17 protein-coding genes are annotated in these 21,010 nt (G+C 35.0%); 8 read left to right on the top strand and 9 right to left on the bottom strand.

Translation table 11 applies throughout. The features are described 5' to 3' along the window. Positions 1-179: 179 nt before the first annotated feature. Entirely contained in the window at positions 180-1,946 is a 1,767-nt protein-coding gene (locus RTL21_RS14680; protein WP_312096731.1) for a glycoside hydrolase family 13 protein, read from the bottom strand. A 283-nt stretch (positions 1,947-2,229) separates the two neighbouring features. Between RTL21_RS14680 and RTL21_RS14675 the strand changes: the two genes are divergently transcribed. Both RTL21_RS14675 and RTL21_RS14670 read left to right on the top strand, forming a co-directional pair. Further along, positions 2,230-3,186 (top strand): LacI family DNA-binding transcriptional regulator, encoded by a 957-nt coding sequence (locus tag RTL21_RS14675; RefSeq protein ID WP_312096730.1) that lies wholly within the window; start codon positions 2,230-2,232, stop codon positions 3,184-3,186. Between the two features lie 389 nt (positions 3,187-3,575). Then, positions 3,576-4,109, top strand: coding sequence for a winged helix-turn-helix domain-containing protein (locus RTL21_RS14670; protein ID WP_312096729.1), 534 nt, complete (start codon positions 3,576-3,578; stop codon positions 4,107-4,109). A 67-nt stretch (positions 4,110-4,176) separates the two neighbouring features. On the opposite strand, the gene RTL21_RS14665 is transcribed toward RTL21_RS14670, so the two are convergent. Further along, positions 4,177-5,418: an MFS transporter gene (locus tag RTL21_RS14665; protein ID WP_312096728.1), complete on the bottom strand. Its 1,242-nt coding sequence runs from the start codon at positions 5,416-5,418 to the stop codon at positions 4,177-4,179. 267 nt (positions 5,419-5,685) lie between these two features. On the opposite strand from RTL21_RS14665, the gene RTL21_RS14660 reads away from it, so the two are divergent. Together RTL21_RS14660 and RTL21_RS14655 are read left to right on the top strand one after the other, a co-directional pair. Beyond that, on the top strand, positions 5,686-7,038 hold the full coding sequence (locus RTL21_RS14660; protein ID WP_312096727.1) for a radical SAM/SPASM domain-containing protein: 1,353 nt from the start codon (positions 5,686-5,688) through the stop codon (positions 7,036-7,038). Next, positions 7,031-7,612, top strand: a complete 582-nt coding sequence (locus RTL21_RS14655) for a flavoprotein (protein ID WP_312096725.1) — start codon at positions 7,031-7,033, stop codon at positions 7,610-7,612. The genes RTL21_RS14660 and RTL21_RS14655 overlap by 8 nt, the downstream gene beginning before the upstream one ends. A 766-nt stretch (positions 7,613-8,378) precedes the next feature. On the opposite strand, the gene hxlB is transcribed toward RTL21_RS14655, so the two are convergent. From hxlB to RTL21_RS14620, 7 genes are all read right to left on the bottom strand, one after another. Beyond that, positions 8,379-8,927, bottom strand: coding sequence for a 6-phospho-3-hexuloisomerase (gene hxlB, locus RTL21_RS14650; RefSeq protein WP_312096724.1), 549 nt, complete (start codon positions 8,925-8,927; stop codon positions 8,379-8,381). Next, entirely contained in the window at positions 8,920-9,567 is a 648-nt protein-coding gene (hxlA, locus tag RTL21_RS14645; RefSeq protein WP_312096723.1) for a 3-hexulose-6-phosphate synthase, read from the bottom strand. The genes hxlB and hxlA overlap by 8 nt, the downstream gene beginning before the upstream one ends. Positions 9,568-9,704: 137 nt before the next feature. Next, entirely contained in the window at positions 9,705-10,709 is a 1,005-nt protein-coding gene (locus RTL21_RS14640) for a LacI family DNA-binding transcriptional regulator (protein WP_312096722.1), read from the bottom strand. Between the two features lie 92 nt (positions 10,710-10,801). Next, positions 10,802-12,091 (bottom strand): MFS transporter, encoded by a 1,290-nt coding sequence (locus RTL21_RS14635; protein ID WP_312096721.1) that lies wholly within the window; start codon positions 12,089-12,091, stop codon positions 10,802-10,804. After that, a complete protein-coding gene (locus tag RTL21_RS14630) occupies positions 12,088-13,053 on the bottom strand; it encodes a sugar kinase (protein ID WP_312096720.1) in 966 nt (321 codons plus the stop codon). The genes RTL21_RS14635 and RTL21_RS14630 overlap by 4 nt, the downstream gene beginning before the upstream one ends. Then, positions 13,040-13,825, bottom strand: a complete 786-nt coding sequence (locus RTL21_RS14625; protein WP_312096719.1) for a hypothetical protein — start codon at positions 13,823-13,825, stop codon at positions 13,040-13,042. Before RTL21_RS14625 ends, RTL21_RS14630 begins: the two co-directional genes overlap by 14 nt. Positions 13,826-14,056: 231 nt before the next feature. Further along, positions 14,057-15,421 (bottom strand): MATE family efflux transporter, encoded by a 1,365-nt coding sequence (locus RTL21_RS14620; RefSeq protein WP_312096717.1) that lies wholly within the window; start codon positions 15,419-15,421, stop codon positions 14,057-14,059. A gap of 375 nt (positions 15,422-15,796) precedes the next feature. Here RTL21_RS14620 and RTL21_RS14615 point away from each other — a divergent pair, with 375 nt between their 5' ends. The 4 genes from RTL21_RS14615 to RTL21_RS14600 all read left to right on the top strand — a co-directional run bounded on the left by RTL21_RS14615 (position 15,797) and on the right by RTL21_RS14600 (position 20,980). Next, positions 15,797-16,996 carry an MFS transporter gene (locus RTL21_RS14615; RefSeq protein WP_312096716.1) on the top strand — a complete coding sequence of 400 codons (1,200 nt, stop codon included), beginning with the start codon at positions 15,797-15,799 and terminating at the stop codon, positions 16,994-16,996. 482 nt (positions 16,997-17,478) lie between these two features. Further along, on the top strand, positions 17,479-18,498 hold the full coding sequence (locus RTL21_RS14610) for a PTS sugar transporter subunit IIC (RefSeq protein WP_312096715.1): 1,020 nt from the start codon (positions 17,479-17,481) through the stop codon (positions 18,496-18,498). Positions 18,499-18,789: 291 nt separating this feature from the next. Further along, positions 18,790-19,041 (top strand): hypothetical protein, encoded by a 252-nt coding sequence (locus RTL21_RS14605; RefSeq protein WP_312096714.1) that lies wholly within the window; start codon positions 18,790-18,792, stop codon positions 19,039-19,041. Then, complete coding sequence (locus RTL21_RS14600; protein ID WP_312096712.1) at positions 19,034-20,980, top strand: insertion element protein; 1,947 nt, start codon at positions 19,034-19,036, stop codon at positions 20,978-20,980. The genes RTL21_RS14605 and RTL21_RS14600 overlap by 8 nt, the downstream gene beginning before the upstream one ends. The last annotated feature ends 30 nt before the right edge of the window (positions 20,981-21,010 follow it).

Genomic DNA, 21,010 nt, shown 5'->3' with positions numbered 1-21,010 from the left:
CGAAAGTAGCGGGAGAAGCAGAAAAAATGGTGTTCATAAGGCGGATGAAAACCAATAGTAGCAGGGAAAACAGAAAAAGAGGCGCTCATAGGATAAACAAAACAAAAAACAAAAAACAAAAAAGCGAGACCTTTAATAGTGCTCCAAAGTCTCGCTTTCCGAAACGGCTTTCTTGTATATTAATCAGAAGTCTTAAACTGCAAAATCGAAAATCCACCTGGAGAAAGTGTTAGTTCTTTTTCTAAATTCCAAATAATTTCTTTATCAAGATACAGATCGTGAACATTTTTATTATCAATATCCTTTACTGGAATCGTAAAAGTTTGTTCGTGATCGGTATTATTAATAGAGAAAATAATGTGCTCATCATTATATGTTTTTTGGTACATCACAATATCGTTATCTGCCTCAATAAAAGTAAACGTGCCTTTGTTTCCAAATGCAGGATGGGTTTTACGAAAGTTAATTAATTTTTGGATATGAGCGAATAAATCAAGATCCTGCCTTTCTTTTTCCCACACCATACATTTTCTACATCCTGGATCCTGTGTCCCATCCATTCCTATTTCATCCCCATAGTAGATACAAGGTGTTCCAGTGAAAGATAATAGGAATAAATAGAGTAACTTTACTTTATCTTTTCGATCATTTGCAAGTGTCAAAATACGAGGGGTATCATGACTGTCTAATAGGTTAAAGGATACTTCGTTTACACTGTTTGGGTACATATGAAGCACATTGGTAATCGTATGTTTAAACGCTGTAGAAGTAATCGAATCCTTCGCAAAGAAATTTACTGCACCTGTTGTAAACGGATAGTTCATTACTGCATCAAATTGGTCCCCTTGTAGCCAAGGCATGGAGTCATGCCATATTTCGCCAAGGATATAAACATCTGGGTTCAACGCTTTTACTTCTGTTCGGAAATCTCTCCAAAAATGATGATCCACTTCGTTTGCAACGTCTAGCCTCCAGCCATCGATACCAAATTCTCTTACCCAATAGCGACCAACCTCTAGTAAATATTCCTTAACTTCTGGATGGCTTGTGTTTAGTTTCGGCATAAATGGGGTAAAGGCAAAAGTATCATAGTTTGGAATTGGTGCTGTTTGAATTGGAAACTCACGAATATGGAACCAATCTTTATAAGCAGATGCTTCTCCTTTTTCCATGACATCCTGCCATTGAGGAAAGAAATAGCCACTGTGATTAAATACAGCATCTAACATAATCCGAATTCCATTATCATGTAGAATATCTACCATTTTTTGAAACGTTTGTTTGTCTCCAAATTGTGGATCGATTTCCATATAGTCAATCGTGTCATATTTGTGATTGGAGTAAGCCTTGAAGATGGGCGTAAAATAAACACCGTTAATGCCTAAATCGACAAGGTAATCTACATGATCGATAACACCTTGAAAGTCGCCGCCAAAGAAATTTGTTGGTGTTGGCTCATTGCTTCCCCACTCTAATGTGTCAGAAGGGTTTAGTGCTGGATCCCCGTTAGCAAAGCGTTCTGGGAAAATTTGATACCAAACCGTATCTCTTACCCAGTCTGGAGCGTTAAAAGAATCTTCTTTATGCACATAAGGAATACAAAAATAATAGGCAGTGTCGTCAGTCGGAATTTCTTCGTAAAATCCCTTTTCTGTATAGATAAGTGTCTCCTCATTAGATTGAAGTTCAAATCCATAACGCAAGCGGCGGTATTCAGGTTTTATTTCGATAAACCAATAATCATAAAGCTCTGTACTCCCACTTTTTTTCATCAATGCCTTTTCATATTGCCAAGCCTGATTCACAAAAATGTAAGGGTCTCCAAAAATAAGCTGAACAGAATCAATATCCGATTTTTTTGTCTGCAAGCGGATGTGGATGATGTCACCTTTATAAATATAAGAAAAATTATTGCCAGGTCGATGATAAATAGCTTCTTTTAACATAAAATCTTCCTTTCTACGCAAGCGTTTGCATTATTTAGAAGTTGAGTATCGAGCAAAAAACAATTATAATATAAAAGGATAAAAGGAAAACGTTTGCACTCCTCTATTATCAACTCATTTTCTTTTTTTATCAAGCAAATTTGCAAAAAAGTTTAGGTTATATCTCCACTTCTAGTTTATGTGTAGAATTATTGTTATAGAATAAATGAAGAGGATAGTTAGAATGGTTAGTCGCTTACTATTTGTGTGCGACCCAAATTATATAAATACTGGGGGAGTTCCTTTGGCAACACTTTCAGATGTGGCAAAGAAAGCAAATGTCTCTAAAATGACAGTATCAAGAGTATTAAACCATCCAGAGCAAGTAACAGACGAATTAAAACAACTAGTATATAAAGCGATGCAGGAATTAAATTATGTCCCAAATTATGCAGCTAGAGCATTGGTTAATAATCGAACACAAGTGATAAAATTGTTGATTTTAGAAGAAATGGATACGGTTGAACCTTATTACATGAATTTATTAACTGGAATGAGCCGAGAACTGGACAAGAATCATTATTCCTTGCAGCTTGTAACAAGGACGTCGCTTAACATAGGAAAATGCGATGGAATTATTGTCACAGGAATGCGGGAATCCGATTATTCTTTTATCGGAAAATTAACGATTCCTGTTGTCTTATTTGGAGAAAATTTGCATGGATACGATTTTGTCGATGTAGACAACAAAAAAGGTACCTATGTTACGACTAAGCATATTTTAGAATTAGGATATAAACAGCTTGTTTTTATTGGAATTGACGAGGAAGAGCCCTTTGAACAACTTCGAGAGGCTGGTTATTTAGAAGCAATCTCCGAAATAAATGCAGAAGGGGCAATTATTCGAGTAAAAAACAGCTCAAGAGAAGCAGAGGCAGAGGTGGCCGATTTCTTATCCAAGAACAACGGGCAATTCGGATTTGTTTGCGCTTCTGATCGCATTGCTACAGGTGTAATTCGCGCGATACAGAAGAGAGGAAAAAGCGTCCCAGAAGATTATGTTGTAACTGGATTTGATGGTGTTTTTTTAGATAGAATTTCTTCTCCTAAAATCACAACGATTAAACAGCCGTTAATGGAAATGGGGGAGGCATGTGCTCGCATGCTTCTTAAAAAAATTAATGAACGAAATAAAGATCAAGGGAAACATATTTTTGAACCGAAGCTCATTGTTCGAGAATCGACTAAACTTGAAGAATAGCAAGTGAACACTAAAGAGATTTTTTATAGTATGTTTTAGCAAGTGCAAATAACAATAGAGACAATAAAAGGGTTGTTACCTCGGCACCTAATGATTCTTTGATGATAAAAACGGCAGATAAGCTATTCAAAAGAGCATGTGTGAGGATACACATGAAAATACTTCTTGTTTTATAAAAGACAACCGATAAGACAAAGGAAAATTAACCTAAAATAGAATTTTTTTCCTTTTGTTGAATTTGAATGCGTATAATAGTACATTAGATCGAGTTTTTTAATCTCTATAATTTATAGGTTTGATTTTTAATTTTATGTACTGTATCATTAAGTGAGAATTTAACGAGAAAAAAATTTTAGTGTGATTATTATTAATATTGGAGATTAAACTGTATGAATGATAAAGAAAAGTCAAGCGTTTCCAAAGTTCTATTTAATTATCATAAGATACGTATTATCAGATCTATCCAAAGGGAAGAAAAAACGATAAAAGAAATTGCTGAACAGTTAAACGAAAAACCGTCTAGACTATATTATCATGTTAATCAATTGGAGAAATTAGGATTTTTACAAGTGGTTCGTGAAGAGCAAGTAAATAATTTAATACAAAAATATTATAGAGCCAATATACCTGATATAATGGACGAATATAATTTGACTGGATCAGAAGCATCCGAAAATAGAGAATTAATTATACAGCAACTTCACGCTTTTACCGAAGGAGCAATTGAAAGAATTCATTCGGATTTAATTAATTCTATTGAGTCACCTAATTCAGAAGCTACGTTTTTGACCGCTGAACTGACTAAAAAAGAATGGAAAGAAATTAACGAGAACATTCGTAATTTAATTAAAAATAGAAATAAAGGTGATAAGGATTTTGAAAAACTTACTGCAAATTATATAATCATGTCTTATGTTGAATAAGAACAAGGGGAAAACTACACCTTGTTCTTGTTTTTATATCATTTATAGTAAGATATCTCCTTTATTTCTATGCGGTGACATTAAAATATTCCTTTGATTTCATCTTTGAAGAATTTGGCAATTTTCTTAAACTTGGAACACTAATCCAAAACACCGAAACAAAAACCAAACCAATTCCTCCACTTAAAAATACCATATGACTACCTAATATTAATGAAAGTGATCCTCCAAATAAGGATCCTAACGGTGCTGCAATTCCGGTTAAACTAGCAATTAAAGAAAATACTCGGCCTATGAAATTTTGCGGTATAATTTTTTGTAATGTAGCAATAAATATGACATTGGTTATTCCAATTGAGATATAACAACATCCAAATAGAACAATAGATATAACATTATTAGAAATAACTCCTGATGCTATCCATGCTAATCCAGAAAGAAAAAAACTAATTATGGTAAAATACCCAAGTGGATGCTTTTTAAAGACATTTGCTAATAAGGATCCTAATAATAACCCTGCTGAAAGACTACCTAAATATAATCCGTAAAAATGCTCTCCCCCCCTTGAAATTGAATACTCCGGCAATACAGCAGTTAGAGATCCTATCATAAAGTTTGCTACAATAGATGCTAATAAAAATTTTGGAATAATACTATTTTTCACAGAAAGATATCCTTCTTTTAAATCTCCTTTATATTGAGACCTAGTCTCTTTGAACATTATCCTATCATTCGAATTCTTGTTTTTGTTTCTTTTTTCAATTTTTAGTAATGAGTAAATTAATGCAGTTAGAGCAAAGGTTCCTGCATCTATCCAATAAATAGAAATAACTCCTAAAAATGAAATGATTATCCCAGATACCCCTGTCAATATAATGTCAAGAGTCTGATAAGCTGAATTCATATATGAATTGGCTTTGATTAAATTATCTTCATCAACTACCTTAGAAACTATTGCTGTCTGAGTAGGATATACAATTTGTTGTACCAAAGAAATAATAGGCATCGAAACCAAAACTACCGCTACACCCAATGAATCGAAATAATATAAGAGTGGAATTATGCCTAACAATACAAACTGAATGATTTGTGTAACTACCAAAATCCAATAATGATTTATTCTATCCACTAGTGGACCGAATAAAAATTGAAACACTTGTGTTCCTAATGTCAAAAATCCAGCAAGACCGGTATAAAAAGTATTATTTGATAAGTCATACACTAATAACATTGCTGCCACAGCATACAGACTATCCCCAATGTTATTTATAATCCTGCCTAACAGTAATAGATAAAAATTTTTCCCCATTTATTTACGCCTCCTCATCATTAAATAAATTTTAACGATAAAAAAATTGAATGTCAAAAGTTTTTTAACAATTCTTATTTTTAATCGACAAAAAATTATATTAGCGTTAAAATAATTTTTGTGGTAAAAAAAATAAATGGAAGGTGGTGTTATAAATGGCTGAAAAGGATGTTACAGTTAATGTTTTCTGCTAATACATAAATATTCAAGCCAGAGGATTAGATAAGGATATCTAATCCTCTGGCTACTTCTTAGGAGAGTATCGATATGTTTAATAGAGATTCCAATCAATTAAATAAAATTAAAAATTTAAAGCTAAAGCCTTCACGCTTTAATGTTTTAGTAAACAAGGAAAACTACTTGAAACTTTATAATAGTTATACTGGAAAAATAGTGAAATTCAATAAATTAGATAAAGATAAGGTAAAAAGCATATTACAACAGAAGGAAATTTCTATTAACGAAAAAAATGACATAGTCGATTTTTTAAGCGATCAATATTTCTTAGTCAAAAATGATATAGATGAATTTAGAATGGCTGCGTTTTCAAAAAGTACTTCTCTGAGCGAAGACAGGACATTAAATCTTATTGTAATGCCTAATGAAGACTGCAATTTCCGCTGTGTTTATTGTTATGAAGATTTTGAAAAATCAGAAATGGTAAATGAAGTTCAAGAAAATTTAGTTCAATATATAGAGAAGAATATATCCAAATATAACCGTTTACTTATTTCTTGGTTCGGTGGGGAACCACTTATTTCCTTTGAAGTAGTTAAAAATTTATCAAAAAGAATAATGAAAATCTGTAAAGAACATAATGTGGAATATTCTGCTGGAATAACAACTAATGGTTCAAAGTTAACTATGGATGTATTCAAAGAACTTTTATCACTAAATGTTAGGTCTTATCAAATAACTTTAGATGGACTAGCTGAAACCCATGATAAATCTAGAATTGGGAGAAATGGTGAAAAAACATTTGATACGATAATTAATAACTTAATAAATATTAAAAACTCAAACTATGTGGGTTTTAATATAATTTTAAGAAGTAATGTTAGCCAAGAAACTCACGATATTATGTCTGAATATATTGAATTTATTAGTGATAATTTTATGAATGATGATAGATTTTTGCTTCATTTTGTAGCCATTAGTAATTTAAAAGGCGAAGATAATTCTAATATTCATTTATGCGATACAAAAGATTTGTTTCAATACTATCATATGGCTAAGGAAAAAGGATTTAATTTCAACTTTTATAAGAGTAACTTACAGCCTGGTGGCTCTGAGTGTTATGCATCAGATCCAAATTCTTTTGTAATTGGTTCGGATGGAATGGTTTATAAATGCACAGTAGCTTTTAATAACCCAGCAAATCATGTTGGAGACCTTTGTGAAAATGGAGAAATGAAAATTTATAACGAGAGATTAGCGTTATGGATAACTGGTGGTGCAAATGAAGATTCTTCATGCACAAAGTGTTACTTTAGGCCTTCTTGTCAAGGCAATGCATGTCCCCTAGAAAGAATTGAAGCTAATAAAACTCCTTGTCCACCTATAAAAAAGAACATAAAAAAATATCTAGATTTAGTTGAGGAGGACTTAATTTATGGGTGAAAAAAAGAAGAAATTATTATTAGGAATGACTGGTACCATTGCTAGTCTAAATATTTTTCATTATCTTAATGTGTTTAAGGAAAGTTATGATATTAAAATAATTATGACAAGAGCTGCTACAAAATTTATTAATCCAAATGGTTTAAGACCTTTAGTGGAATCTGTACATACATCACTATTTGATATGAAAGATATACGAGTTCCTCATGTTAATCTTTTAGAAGATATTGATAAATTCTTGATTCTCCCAACCACGGCAAATTTTTTAGCGAAAATCGCCAATGGAATGGCAGATGACTTACTTTCTGCATGTGTTCTAAACTATAACAAACCAATATTTTTGGCTCCTAATATGAATCCTACAATGTGGAGTAAATCTAGTGTACAACGCAATGTGAAAATATTAAAAGAAGATGGTTTTATTTTTTTAAATAAAACTGCAAGTGGTCTTGAGGCTTCTTCGGGAAAAAGAGTTGTTTCTGATGCTGCTTTACCTTCCGCAAATTCTATCCTATATTCATTATTTAAAGATGAAGAAAGTAGGAACTCTTTATCACTTCAATTTGAAAGTTAAGTTCATAGAATTATTAAGCAATGGAATTAAAGAAACTTAAATAGTAACTATAGGAATCTCCTTGATTGAAATTTCAGTAGGCGGATATGAAGTAGTTTACATGGAATAAGTGACTAATAGAAATAAATTCCGTTGTTTAAGAGTTATATAACCTTAAACAAAAGGGATTTAATCTATTCTCAATATAGTTCTTAATCACCAAATTAGTAATCGTCCTTATTATTTGACCTGAAATTTGGTAGGATAATACATCCCAGAATGTATATGAAAAGATGCAATAGAAGTTTTAGCAAGAAAAAAGCAAAAAAACGAAAAGGGAAGAACATGTGTTTTTTACTAGTTACGTGTGAAACGCTTCTATGAGTGTATTCACTCTAGTAATACTTATTTTTTAATTAAAACAAGTTGTTATTCCATATAACTATGCTGCTTAAAGGCTACCTCAAGCCCCAATCACATTTAGCTCAGCAAAGTTGAGACAAATTGTATCAAATACAATATGCACGCACTGGTCAAACAAAGAACCAAGGGGCTGTAAGTATTTTGTCTCCGTTGTTTATTCCACCAAGCAACCATTAATGGAAATGGGAGAGCGTGTGCCCGCATGCACCTTAAGAAAATTAATGAGCGAAATAAAAATCAAGGGAAACATATTTTTGAACCGAAGTTTATTGTTCGGGAATCGACTGTACTTGATGTCTAGAGGAAAAGAAGGAAGACTACAGAATGAGCTGTAGTCTTCCTTCTTTCCAAAAATACAAACTAGTTATTCCATATTACTATGCTGCTTAAAGGCTTGCTCAAACCCAATCTCATTTAGCTCAGCAAAGTTGAGACAAATAGTATCAAATACAATATGGGCACATTGATCAAATAAAGAACCAAGGGGCTGTATGGATTTCGTCTCTGTTGCCTTCCGATATTTTGTACTTGCAGGAATACAGATTGTATCAGTTGCTTCTTCCACTAGCGGAGAGCTAAGATCTGTTGTTAGGGCTAAAACACCGCAACCTTGTTTATTAGCTGTTTCAGCCGTCCATATAACAGATTTTGTTTTGCCAGAACCAGAGATAGCGATTAATAAATCTTCATTGGAAATAGAAGGGGTAATGGTCTCGCCAACTACATAAACAGTTGCTCCTAAGTGCATCAATCTCATCGCAAAGGATTTGGCCATTAAGCCGGATCTTCCTTCTCCGACAACAAAAATTCTCTTTTTCCCTCTTACTAAATTTGCTGCATCTATTAATAAGTTCTCATCGACTTGTGATAAAACGGTTTGGATTTCTTGTTGAATAGCAGTAAGCTTACTCATTGATAAAAACGCCTCCTTTTGCTAGTTGGTTAAATTGTTTTGCTGCGTCTGCTGGTTTTGAAGCTTTGGTAATGGCAGAACCAATAATGGCGATATTGATACCACTTGTTAGAAGCTGTGAAAAGGAATCTAGTGTTATTCCTCCTGCTGCTGCAATGGTGTGGGAAGGAGTTAGAAAATCTGCTGGAATTTGGCTTTTTTGCCACTCATTTTTGCCATTCAATTCTTGTTCATCCTTGCTTATGTGTAGGCAAAAAATAGCATCCTCTATCGCGAGAAGAGACTTCTGCTGTTCACTTGAAGTATTTAATAAATCAATCATCACTCGTTTTTGGTATCTTCTAGCCATTTCCATACAGGTTTTAATCGTCACAATTGGGGCAGTTCCCATAACAGTGATAATATCTGCACCAGCTGAAAAGCTAATCTCCGCTTCATATTTCGCATTATCCATTGTTTTTGTGTCAGCAAGGATTGTTTTATGAGGAAATGCTTTTTTCATTTCTCGAACGCTATCCATTCCAAACTCTTTGATTAGAGAGGTTCCTACTTCAATCCAATCAATATGAGATTCTACTAAATGGGTTAACCGTATTGCTTCAGGAATAGTTAATCGATCTAAAGCCAATTGAATTTTCATTTGTATGAACAGTCCTTTCCTTCGTTGCTAAACCGATTTAGTAAATAGGTAAAAATTTTTATTGAACATTTGTTGCCGGAAAGAAGCGTTGTTCTACTCTTTGAACCTGTAGGAACGCTTCACTATTCCCAATATTGTTAAATCTTTTTGATCGAGGATTGTCTTACAATCAATTCACATGGATAAATAATTTTTTCTTTCTTATAGGGTTCCTTATTAATTTTCCTTAAAAGTACCTCGGTTGCCTTTTTTCCCATATCAAAAGCTGGCTGAGCAATGATAGTCACAGGAGGATTGGAAAGATGAGCAAAAGGAAAATTATCAAATACTATAAGGGAAACATCTTCAGGTACGCGAAGGTGATTTTCCTGTAAAAAAGCTAAAGTCTCTAAGAACACTAAATCATTTCCAGCTAGGATGGCAGTCGGTGGATTCTCATTCTGAAAAAGCTGGGACAATGCTGTCTTCACCTTTGCTATTTCAGAGCTGATGATATAGTCCTCACGAATGTCGATTGAGTATGCTTGCAAAGCTTTCTTATACCCTTCAATTCTTTCCTTTCTTGTAGAAATGGTTAATGGCTGCGTCAAAATAGCAATATTCTTGTGCCCATTTTCCAAAAATAACTGGATAGCTTGAAAGCTAGAATCAACGTTTGTTGAAAGAATAAAGGGTGCGTCAATTTCCGGTATGTCTCTGTCCATAAATACAACTGGATAGTCTTCTTCTATCATCCTTGCGTAAATATCGGTGTTTTGCCCTGTCGGAAAAATAATAAGACCGTCCACCTGTTTTGCAAGCAAGGTTTCTATATACGTTCTTTCCTTCGTAGGATTATTGTCAGCATTACAGATAATCGCCTGATAGTCATGCTCGAAGCAATAATCTTCTATCGACCGGCAGATTTCGGTAGAGAAACGGTGGACAATATCAGCAACAATAATCCCAATCATAGACGTCTTCTTTTGTTTAAGACTACGTGCGATATAATTTGGATGATAACCTAATTCTTCAATTGCACGCTTAATTTTTTCTCTTGTGTCTTCTCCCATGTACTCATAACGTTTATTGATATATTGGGAAACGGTGCTCTTGGAAACACCAGCATATTTTGCTACATCTGCCATGGTTACTTTCGCCATATGTTTTCCTCTCTCACTACATTAATAGATTCTTTTTCTAGTATAAAGCAATCTATAAGTACATGGAAAGTGAAAGAGGAAAACGCTTAAAATTAGTCGTGTAATGGTCGATGAGTTAATTCTGGTTTCTTCTCTATGATATTCTTTTCTTTCTTTGTCGCAATGATTGTTAAAATAGCCGACAATAGTAGGGCAATAGCCATGAAATTATAGGAAGCTCCAAAACCACCTGTTAAATCATTTAAATAGCCAACAATGTATGCTCCAGCAAAAGAACCTAATGCTCCCATACTGTTAATCAATGCCATGGCACCACCAGAGACATTTCTAGGAAGTATTTCTGGAATAATCGCAAAGAACGGACCATAAGGGGCATACATTGCTCCCCCAGCAATGGAAAGAAGAACAAAGGATAACCAGAAATTACTTGTGCCAATCAAATAAGATCCATAGAAGCAAATGGCTCCAATCAATAGAAACGGATAAACAAATAGTTTACGATTTTGATATTTATCAGAGAAGTAAGAAACCGTTAACATAAGAACACAGGCTAAAACATAAGGGATGGAAGCAAGCCAACCAGTTGTAACAATACTTGCATTTGGTGCAGAATTAATAATAGTAGGAAGCCACATAACAAAGCCATATACGCCTATACTCCAAAGGGCATATTGAAGGCTAAGCAGAATTACCGTTTTTGATTTAAATGCTTCTCGATAGTCCTTAACAGGTTTCAGTTCCTTTTGTTCTTCTAACAATGCTTGATTAATGGCTGCTTTTTCGTCTTGGTTAAGCCATTTTGCATCTTTGGGATGATCATTAACTAGCTTCCACCATAAAAATGCCCATATAACTGCAGGTAAACCTTCTAGAATAAACATCCATCTCCAACCTAGCGATTCAAGAATATAGCCAGAGACGATACTCATCCATAATACAGTTGCTGGATTTCCTAAGATTAAAAACGTATTTGCGCGAGAACGTTCTGCTTTTGTAAACCAATGACTTAAGAATACTAACATGGCAGGCATAACGGCACTCTCAACTACACCTAAGCTAAAACGTATAACGAATAGTATTTTGACATTTGAAATAAGGCCAGTTGCTGTTGCTAAGAAGCCCCAAAGGATTAACGCCCAGAAAACGAGTTTTTTCGCACTCTGATTCTCTGCGTAATGAGCCCCTGGAATTTGAAAAAAGAAATAACCTAAAAAGAATAATGCACCAAGCAGGGAAGAGGTTGCTGCAGTAATGTTTAAATCCTCAGCTAGGCCACCTGCAGCCCCAAAGCTATAATTGGCTCTGTCTAAATAGGCTAAGCTATAGGTAATAAAAACAATCGGGATAAGGCGAATCCATCTTTTTTTTGAAAGGGTATTCATATTCTTACACTCCTTTGAGATTGATTGTTTAAATAATGAATAAGCTCTTGCTTATCTGGATATCCAGTATTGTCACCAAGTGATTGAACAGCTAAAGCACCAATTGCATTTCCTCGTTGTACAGACTTCTCTACAGGAAGGCCTTCTAATATACCGCTAATCACTCCAACTGCAAATCCATCACCTGCTCCAACGGTATCGATCACATTTTCAACTGGGTAGCCATGTATAGTGCCTTCTTCTTGCAGTGATTTAAAATAGGCGCCCTGCTCCCCAAGCTTTATGATAACTAATTCCACTCCAGCATCTAAATAATAGGAGGCGATATCACTAGGCGCTTTAAATCCAGTTAGTTTAATGCCTTCTTCTAATCCAGGTAACACGTAGTTAGCTTGTTTAGCGAAGAGATTAATGGTATCAACCATTTCCTTTTCGGAATTCCATAGCTTTGGTCTTAGGTTTGGATCAAAAGAGACTTTTTTAGCTTGGCTTTTAAAAAAGGTTAACGCATGTTGGGCAAAATTTCTAGTATCAGAAGAAAGCGCTAATGGAATACCTGTCATATGCAGGTGTTTTGCCCTTTGGAAGTAGCGCTCATTAAAGTCTGAAATAGATAGATGGCTCGCGGCAGAACCTTTTCGAAAATATTGAACTTCGGGATCTCCTTCTGTTACACGTGATTTTAATTGAAAGCCTGTTGGAAAATGAATATCTGTCAAGATTTGATCTACCTGAACATGGTGCTCCTGGAGCTTCTTCGTAATAAATTTGCCAAAGGCATCTGCCCCAACTTTACTTACAAAGCTTGCGTTGTACCCTAATTTAGCTAAGCCTATTGCTACGTTTGTTTCCGCCCCTGCAAGCTCCATCGTAAAATGATTTATCTCATGTAATGGACCACAGGAATCGGCAATAAACATAGCCATTGCTTCACCGAATGTAATAACATCAATTGCTTGCATGTGATTTTTCCCTCCCCTGATTTGCTTGAACAATATCTATATATTTATTTAATTCCGCTATAGATTTTTCCAAGGAAAACTCTAATGCTCTCGGAATGGAGGATGGAATCCAATGCTCCATCTTACGCCAATAAGTATTTTGATCAAGTGGTAAGGGCACGGTAAAAAAAAGATTATCCTGCTTATATACATGTTTTAAATGGAAATAGAAAATATAGGGTTGGAAAATTTGAAAAGCTTCATAAGCATCTTCCTTTTGAATAGTCCAATTACCTATATCGAACGTCATTTTCACTGGTGTTTCAAATTTGGAAGTGTTTTCAAAAAAGGATGCTAACGGCTGTATTTTCCCACCTTCCATCGTTTGATCATTTTCCACTAATAAAGAGATGGTAGGGTATTTTTTCAGGATTTTCTCTAATGCTTGCAGATCAGATTTCTTCTCCTGATAATGTCCCAATGGAAGCTTTACCCATTTTGCTGCGAGACAGTTACTCTCTTCAAAAATATCATGAAGTCCCTGTTCGTTTACTAAGCCTTCACTATTCCATACTGGCATGGGAGCTGAGTAAACGGTAGTTAAATTAGCTTTATGAAGAATAGGTTGTATATTTCGCAAGACGGATAACAAATCTTCTTCCTTTAATAATTCTCTTCTAATTTCTATTCCTGACGCTTTTGATTTTCCAACTATGGAAATCGCCTGCAGCAATTCTTTCATGGTTATTTTTTCAGCGAAAAAGGAATTTAAAGGGATATATATATCAGACATATTTATCTCACCTCTCATAAAACGATTTAGTAAACCGGTTTAGTTGTATTATAAACGGTATGAAAGCGCTTTTCAATATCTGATTAAATTTTTTTCAAAATTGGGGAAAAAGTCGGGGAAGGTAAATTCACGAAAACATTTAAGGCATTCGCGAAAAACACAATTTATCAGCCAAACCAAAAAAGGTCTATGTAAAAGAACTCTTTTACATAGACCTTATGAAAAAATACTTTATGCATGCTCCTTCATCGCACGATTAACCTTCTCTCGTTCCCAAGGCTTTGATTTCCATCGTCTAAAGGCAAAGATGCCTCTGAACCATTCATCCATTCCTTGAGCAAGCCAAATTCCGAGTAAGCCTAATCCTAATGTAATTCCTAATGCGTAGCTGAGTGTTACGGCGATTCCCCACATAGAAATAATTCCGATTATTACTGGGAAACGGACATCACCAGAAGACTTTAAGGAACTCATTAATACAATATTCATTGCTCTTCCAGGCTCTGTAAATACAACTGCCCATAAAATAGGCAAGCCTATTGCAATAATTTCATAGTTATCTGTAAATATCTCTAAAATCGGTTGGCCGATAAATGCCATTACTAGTGCTGCAGCTAATGAAACCATCATCGCAAGTCTTAGTGTTTTAATTCCTCGTTTCAAAGCAAGATCAAACTGCTTTCCGCCGATATAGCGAGCAACAAGGAGCTGTGTACCCTCAGCAATAGCTAAAGTGAATAAGTAGCAGATCATCGAGATATTACTAATATATACTCTTGCCGCTAAGGAAGCATCACCAAGTGAAGCAACAATTGCAGTGATCATTAATTGAGAAAATTGATACGATAAATTTTCACCAGCGGAAGGAATTCCGATATATAGCATGTCACGGATATCCTGTTTATTCACTTTTATAAAATCTCTAACATTAAAAGTTAGAGCAATTCGTTTGTAAACAAGATAAAGCAACACAAGAACTGCAAATGCTCTAGCAATTACAATGGTCCAAGAAACGCCAACAACTCCTGTTATAGGCAAACCAAAAATACCTAGAATGCTAATGGCATAGCCTAACACACTTATCACATTCATCAAAACACTGACAATCATGGATTCTTTTGTAAAACCGTGGCTTCTTAATATAGCACTAAGCGCGAGTGAGAGAGATTCTAAGAAGAGAGACGCGCCACATATACGAACAAAGAGTAAGCCGTATTCTAACACTTCACCGCGTATATCAAATAGTTGTAATAAATGTTCACCGAAGACAAGAACGAGGGCTGCGATAATGATTCCAAACCAGAAATTTAGTCCAACTGCAGAGCGAGCAAACCTTCTTGCTTTGCTAAGCTCATTGGCTCCTAGTTTTTGTCCAATCAGAATCATAGCAGCAATAGATGTTACATTAAAGACAAGGATAAATATGCCAAGTAGCTGATTGGCAACCCCAACACCTGCAGCTGCGCCGTCTGAATAATGGCTTAGCATTAATGTAGCAGTAACTCCCATCCCCATGTGTAAAGCAAGTTCAATAAACAATGGCCAAGATATATTAAAAAGAGACTGATTTTGTATTTTATTTGTTGAAATACTCAACAGTTAAAACTCCCCTTTACATTTAAAAGTAGCAAACATAACAATCATTTTATGCTTATTTGGAAGAATGTAAAGGGAAAAACATCATATTTTTTAGGAAAATTTTCAAAAATATAGACAATGGGTATAATTGCGCTTTCATTAGCTGTGTTTTGGCTGTATTTATGAAAAGTGTCCACTATTTACCACCGTAAAAAATCTTTCCTTTTCGAAGAAACATCAGTGCTTTTCCTATTCGGGTTTAAATTATCTGTGTAATTAATAAATATTTACAAAAAGTAATGATAGATGTCATGACAAGTGTTATTATAGTAGATAGTTTTCATAAATAGGTTAAATAAGGGAAAACCTAAAGGGAAAAACGGGAGGAAAATAATGAAAAAAGAAATATCAAATAGAAAAGTCCTTGGTATTGCAGGACTGGGGTGGATGTTCGATGCAATGGATGTCGGAATGCTCTCTTTTATTATTACTGCACTCCAAGCAGATTGGGGATTAACAGGAAAAGAAATGGGCTGGATCGGTAGCATGAATTCCATTGGAATGGCAGTCGGTGCGCTTGTTTTTGGATTAATGGCAGATAGAATCGGAAGAAAACATGTATTTATGATGACATTATTATTATTTTCTATTGGTAGTGGATTGTCCGCATTCACGACTTCCTTGACCATCTTTTTGATTCTGCGATTCTTTATTGGAATGGGACTTGGTGGGGAGTTGCCAGTAGCATCGACACTTGTTTCGGAAAGCGTTCCAAAGGAGAAGCGCGGAAGAGTAGTTGTATTACTTGAAAGTTTTTGGGCTTTTGGCTGGTTACTCGCAGCAGTAATATCGTATTTTGTCATTCCAAACTATGGCTGGCAAGCTGCACTATTAATTAGTGTCATTCCAGCATTCTATGCGATTTATTTACGTCTGCATTTACCAGATTCACCGAAATTTTTAAAAGTAGAAAAGGAAAAGAAGTTAACAATTAAGGAAAGTATGCAGGCGGTATGGTCAAAGGAAAATCGGAAGCAAACGGCGACCTTATGGGTATTATGGTTCTGTGTAGTATTCTCTTATTACGGAATGTTTCTATGGCTTCCAAGTGTGATGGTTTCACAAGGTTTTAGTATGATTAAGAGTTTTGAGTATGTGTTAATTATGACATTGGCACAATTACCAGGATATGCAGTTGCAGCCTATTTAATTGAAAAGGCAGGAAGAAAATTTGTACTCGTTTTATTTTTAGTTGGTACAGCAGGAAGTGCGTTTATGTTTGGGCTGGCAGATAGTACAGCGATGTTACTTACGTCAGGAATTCTTTTATCCTTCTTCAATTTAGGAGCATGGGGGGCTCTTTATGCTTATACACCGGAACAATATTCTACGAAAGTTCGCGGAACAGGTGCAGGAATGGCAGCAGCCGTTGGAAGAGTGGGAGGAATCTTAGGACCTCTATTAGTTCCTTATTTGACAGCTCAAAACATATCGATTCCTTCTATCTTTACTATTTTTTGTATTGCTGTTTTAATTGGTGCTGCAGTAGTGCTGTTTTTCGGAAAAGAAACAAAGAATACAGAAATTATCTAAGAGTGGTTCGCCACTCTTATTTTTTTTGTTAAATAATCTGACAAAACTTCAATTATTAAAAAAATAGGCATTATAGCCTTCATATCGATTTTGTTTTTTTTGAAATAATTATCAATTTCTCCTAAAAGAGAAAAAGAATTTTACATTATGATTTTTATGATAACGCTTCATTATATTCTGAAATAAAATAATTATTTACATATTCAGAATATTGGTGATATTATAACTACACACTAATTAAACGGTTTAGGAGGAGCATATTATGAAAATCAAAGCAAATACATTACTGATTATTATACTCATATTATGCTCTTAGGATTAAATGATCCCTCTTTAATAAATCGGGAATTGTTTAGTCCAGTTTTTGCTACTTAAAAACAAGGCACTAAACAGTTTGTAAGGATTGAAGGTGCCTATCCAAAAAATTGGACAGGTTTTTTTGTTTATATATAATTATTTTTCTAATAGAGGAGAAGAGAATGATGAAGAATAAAGAATATTTTATGGAGCAAATGTATAAAGCCTCAGCAGGAATGTCTAATGCAGTACTAGTAACATTGGGAATGGGATTGTTGTTAGAATCGATCGGTAAAGCATTTGGCTGGGATGTATTAATCCAGATCGGGAGCGTAGCAAAGGTATTGCTTGCACCTGCATTTGGAGCAGGGATTGCTTATCAGTTAGGCGGCAATACTTTAGTTATTTTCAGTGCAATGGTATGTAGCACGATTGGAGGAAATGCCCTACATGCAACCGACGCTGGGATGGTTTTAGTATCTGGGCAACCAATCAGTGCAGTACTGGCGGCAGTTGTCGCAACATATGTTGGTAAAAAAGTCAATGGAAAGACTATTCTAGATATGGTAGCTATACCTGCAGCAGCGATCTTAGTCGGAGGAATTGCAGGAGTAGGATTAGCGACAGTAACAACGCCAATGTTGGAATGGATTAGTGCACAAATTACTAATTCGGTTCAAGGCTATCCATTAGCAGCACCAATGATTATTTCCTTAGTATGGAGCGTTCTTTTAATGACTCCAGCATCGTCAGCAGCGTTAGCAATTGCATTGCAAATGGATCCTATTTCTAGTGCAGCAGCATTAATTGGTTGTACCGTACAATTTGTCGGCTTTACAGCAATGTCTATTCGTCAAAATGATTTAGGAGGATTTCTTGCACAATCGATCATTACACCAAAAGTACAGTTTCCGAACCTTGTGAAAAATCCACTATTAATCATTCCGCCTTTTGTAGCAGCTGTAATTTGTGCACCAATTGCCACACTAGGGTTTGGATTTACAGCAACATATGAATTAGCTGGATTAGGGTTGAACTCCTTAATAGCTCCAATTAGCATTATGGCAACACAAGGATTGCACGGGTTCTTAATCTACATTGCAGTAGGCATGGTGCTTCCAATTGTCATTACGCTCCCTCTTTATTTCGTCATTCTTCGTGTCGGCTGGGCAAAAACTGGAGATTTGGCTATGAGAGTACAGTAAAGCTTGATAATGAAGAAAAGAGGCTTCCAATTAAATCTAAGTAGTTCAGTTTTTGTGGAGAAACAGTAGAAATAGCATATTAATTCTAAGACCAAATCGCATAGTGATTTGGTCTTTTATATTTGTTGATACAATAACGTTTTCTGTTAAAAGATGTATAAATTAGCATAAGAAATCGCATACTAAATAATGGAGTGACAATAACTATTGTCAAGGTGAAAATAGAGGTGTTAAAATAGGTGTTATTTTCTATGTTAATTGGACTACTTTTTAAAAGGAGTGAAAAATATCGTGCAATTTATTAAACCTAAGAATAATAATGCTGATAAGGTGGATTGGCTAATATCTGAACAAGTTCGAGAAATAGTGAAAAACTATGCGGAATACTGCGAATACAGCGAGAGCGAAGTAGTAGATTTGTTCTTAAAAAACCTTCTTAAAGATGAAGAGTTTCTAAAGTGGGTCGATGGCATACGTAACAACAAAAGAATGCTACGAAAAATGGGGTTAGAGGATGTAATGGAGGGACAAAAACTTGGCTAAATTACAACGATTGGTTACAAAAGAAGATGGCATCGTTGTTATTCATAACCCTGTTAATGAAGAAGAATTGAATGATAGAAAGGAACAATATAAACTCCTTTCGGACAAGAAATTCGCTTTCCGCTATAATCATATGTTGTTTCTCCCAATTGAATTTACTTGGAATGGAAATACACATAAAATACAATACAATTTCTGTACAAATCCTTTCTGTAAATGGTGCGGTCAAGAACAAGTGAAGTTTGAATCAGTCAAAGGTAAGCCGTCAAGATACAAGTTGAGTGGTAAAAGCAGTAAGAAAATGCTTGTGTGTAATCCAGACCCTATCCACCCAAGTAGTGGTATGACTTTGAATTGTTATTCAACAGCTATTTCGAATTGGTCTGTTGCAGAAGAGATTTCCAGACTTGTGCGTATCAACAATACCCAAGATGTTGAGCCCGAATATAACTTCCATAAGGAAAACTGTATTGTTGTTCATCTAACTCCTTTTGAAACGCCAAGCGAGTTCTATAAACAAGGAAAGACATTGAATAATGCTCAACGATGGCAATGTAAAATATGTAAGAAAAAGACAAGTATTCTTCCAAACAAACGACAATCCACCACCTACCGTCAAAAGAAGAATGATATTCTTCCGATGTTTGCGAAATTACTTTTAAACAAAATGCCAATCAGTCGAACTTGTGATATTTTAGAAATCGGTATCGGCACTTACTATCATAAATTAGAATGGTTATACCGATGTTGTCTGGAATTCTTGGAGAAATATGAAACAACACCATTGGCTAATACCTCATTCAAAGAAATGTGGTTAAACACCGATAAAATGCACTACAACCTAAATAATGTTCGCAAGAAAGGTCAAGGTGGTCAAAAGTATTTCGGTTTAGAAGATAGCCAAGTACAGACCTATGTGGTTGTTTCTGCGGATACAAATTCACGATACGTTTTTAGGTCAGATGTTGCGTATGATTGGGAAATGACAGTAGAGGACTTGAAGCTCGATACTGCGGTTTATAAAGAAGACCATCTAAATGATTTTAGCAAGAAGAATAATCGTTTAGATTTTTCCTATTATCCTCAAGAACCAACACCGAACGATACACAAACCAATCACGAATATCGAACGGAACTTAACGAGTTTAAAAAACGAATGCAGTATGTTGATGGACTTCACGTTAATCCTACCTACACGACAATGGCACACTTTTGGCTGATTAAACAAATGGTACAAGCTGGTGAATGGAGAATGATTAGCGATAATGATGCTTCTATAATGACCGCCTTTTTTAGAGTGTTTTCTAAAGAAGTGAGAATGTCTGATGCACACCACTTCCTTTGTTTGCTTGATAAGAACAAAAGCAGAAAACAATGTTTAGAAGAGTTTGATGATGCTAAATCCGATTTATTGGATTGGGGATTTCACAGAGGATACGAAACGAAAAACTTGCGTAAATTAGCATATTCATATTTAAAAGAGCTATTTGAAACGCATCAGTTTCATAATGAAATCAAAACACCAACACACTCTTATAACGATTGGGCTAAAAATCCAATAACACATCCATTAGCATCGAGAGATAAAGGATTTCACAATGTCGATTGTACAACTGATTTATCTTCTCTTGAACCAAGGGAAATTGCGAAGATGGTAATGAATGTGAATGACAATGCTACTAATAGCTTTATCCAACAAATCCGTAGAAGGTTGTCAATTCTTGAAAGACCATTGATGACAGCCAGAGGAGACGGAAAGAGTTATATTTATGCCAATTTTAATCCAAAATATGCTCAATACGCATTGACGATTCTAAGGACATACTACAACTTTTGCGAAACCTATAAATCAGCCGAAGGAAAAGAACTTACTCCTGCTCAAAGGTTAGGTATCACAGACAAAGCGTTTGATTTAAAAGACATAATATATCAAAGATAGTACGTTTAACACCAAACGTACTATCTTTTT

Source organism: Niallia sp. (assembly GCF_031978665.1).
Lineage (GTDB): Bacteria > Bacillota > Bacilli > Bacillales > Cytobacillaceae > Niallia.
This window is presented reverse-complemented; position numbering and strand designations above follow the sequence as displayed.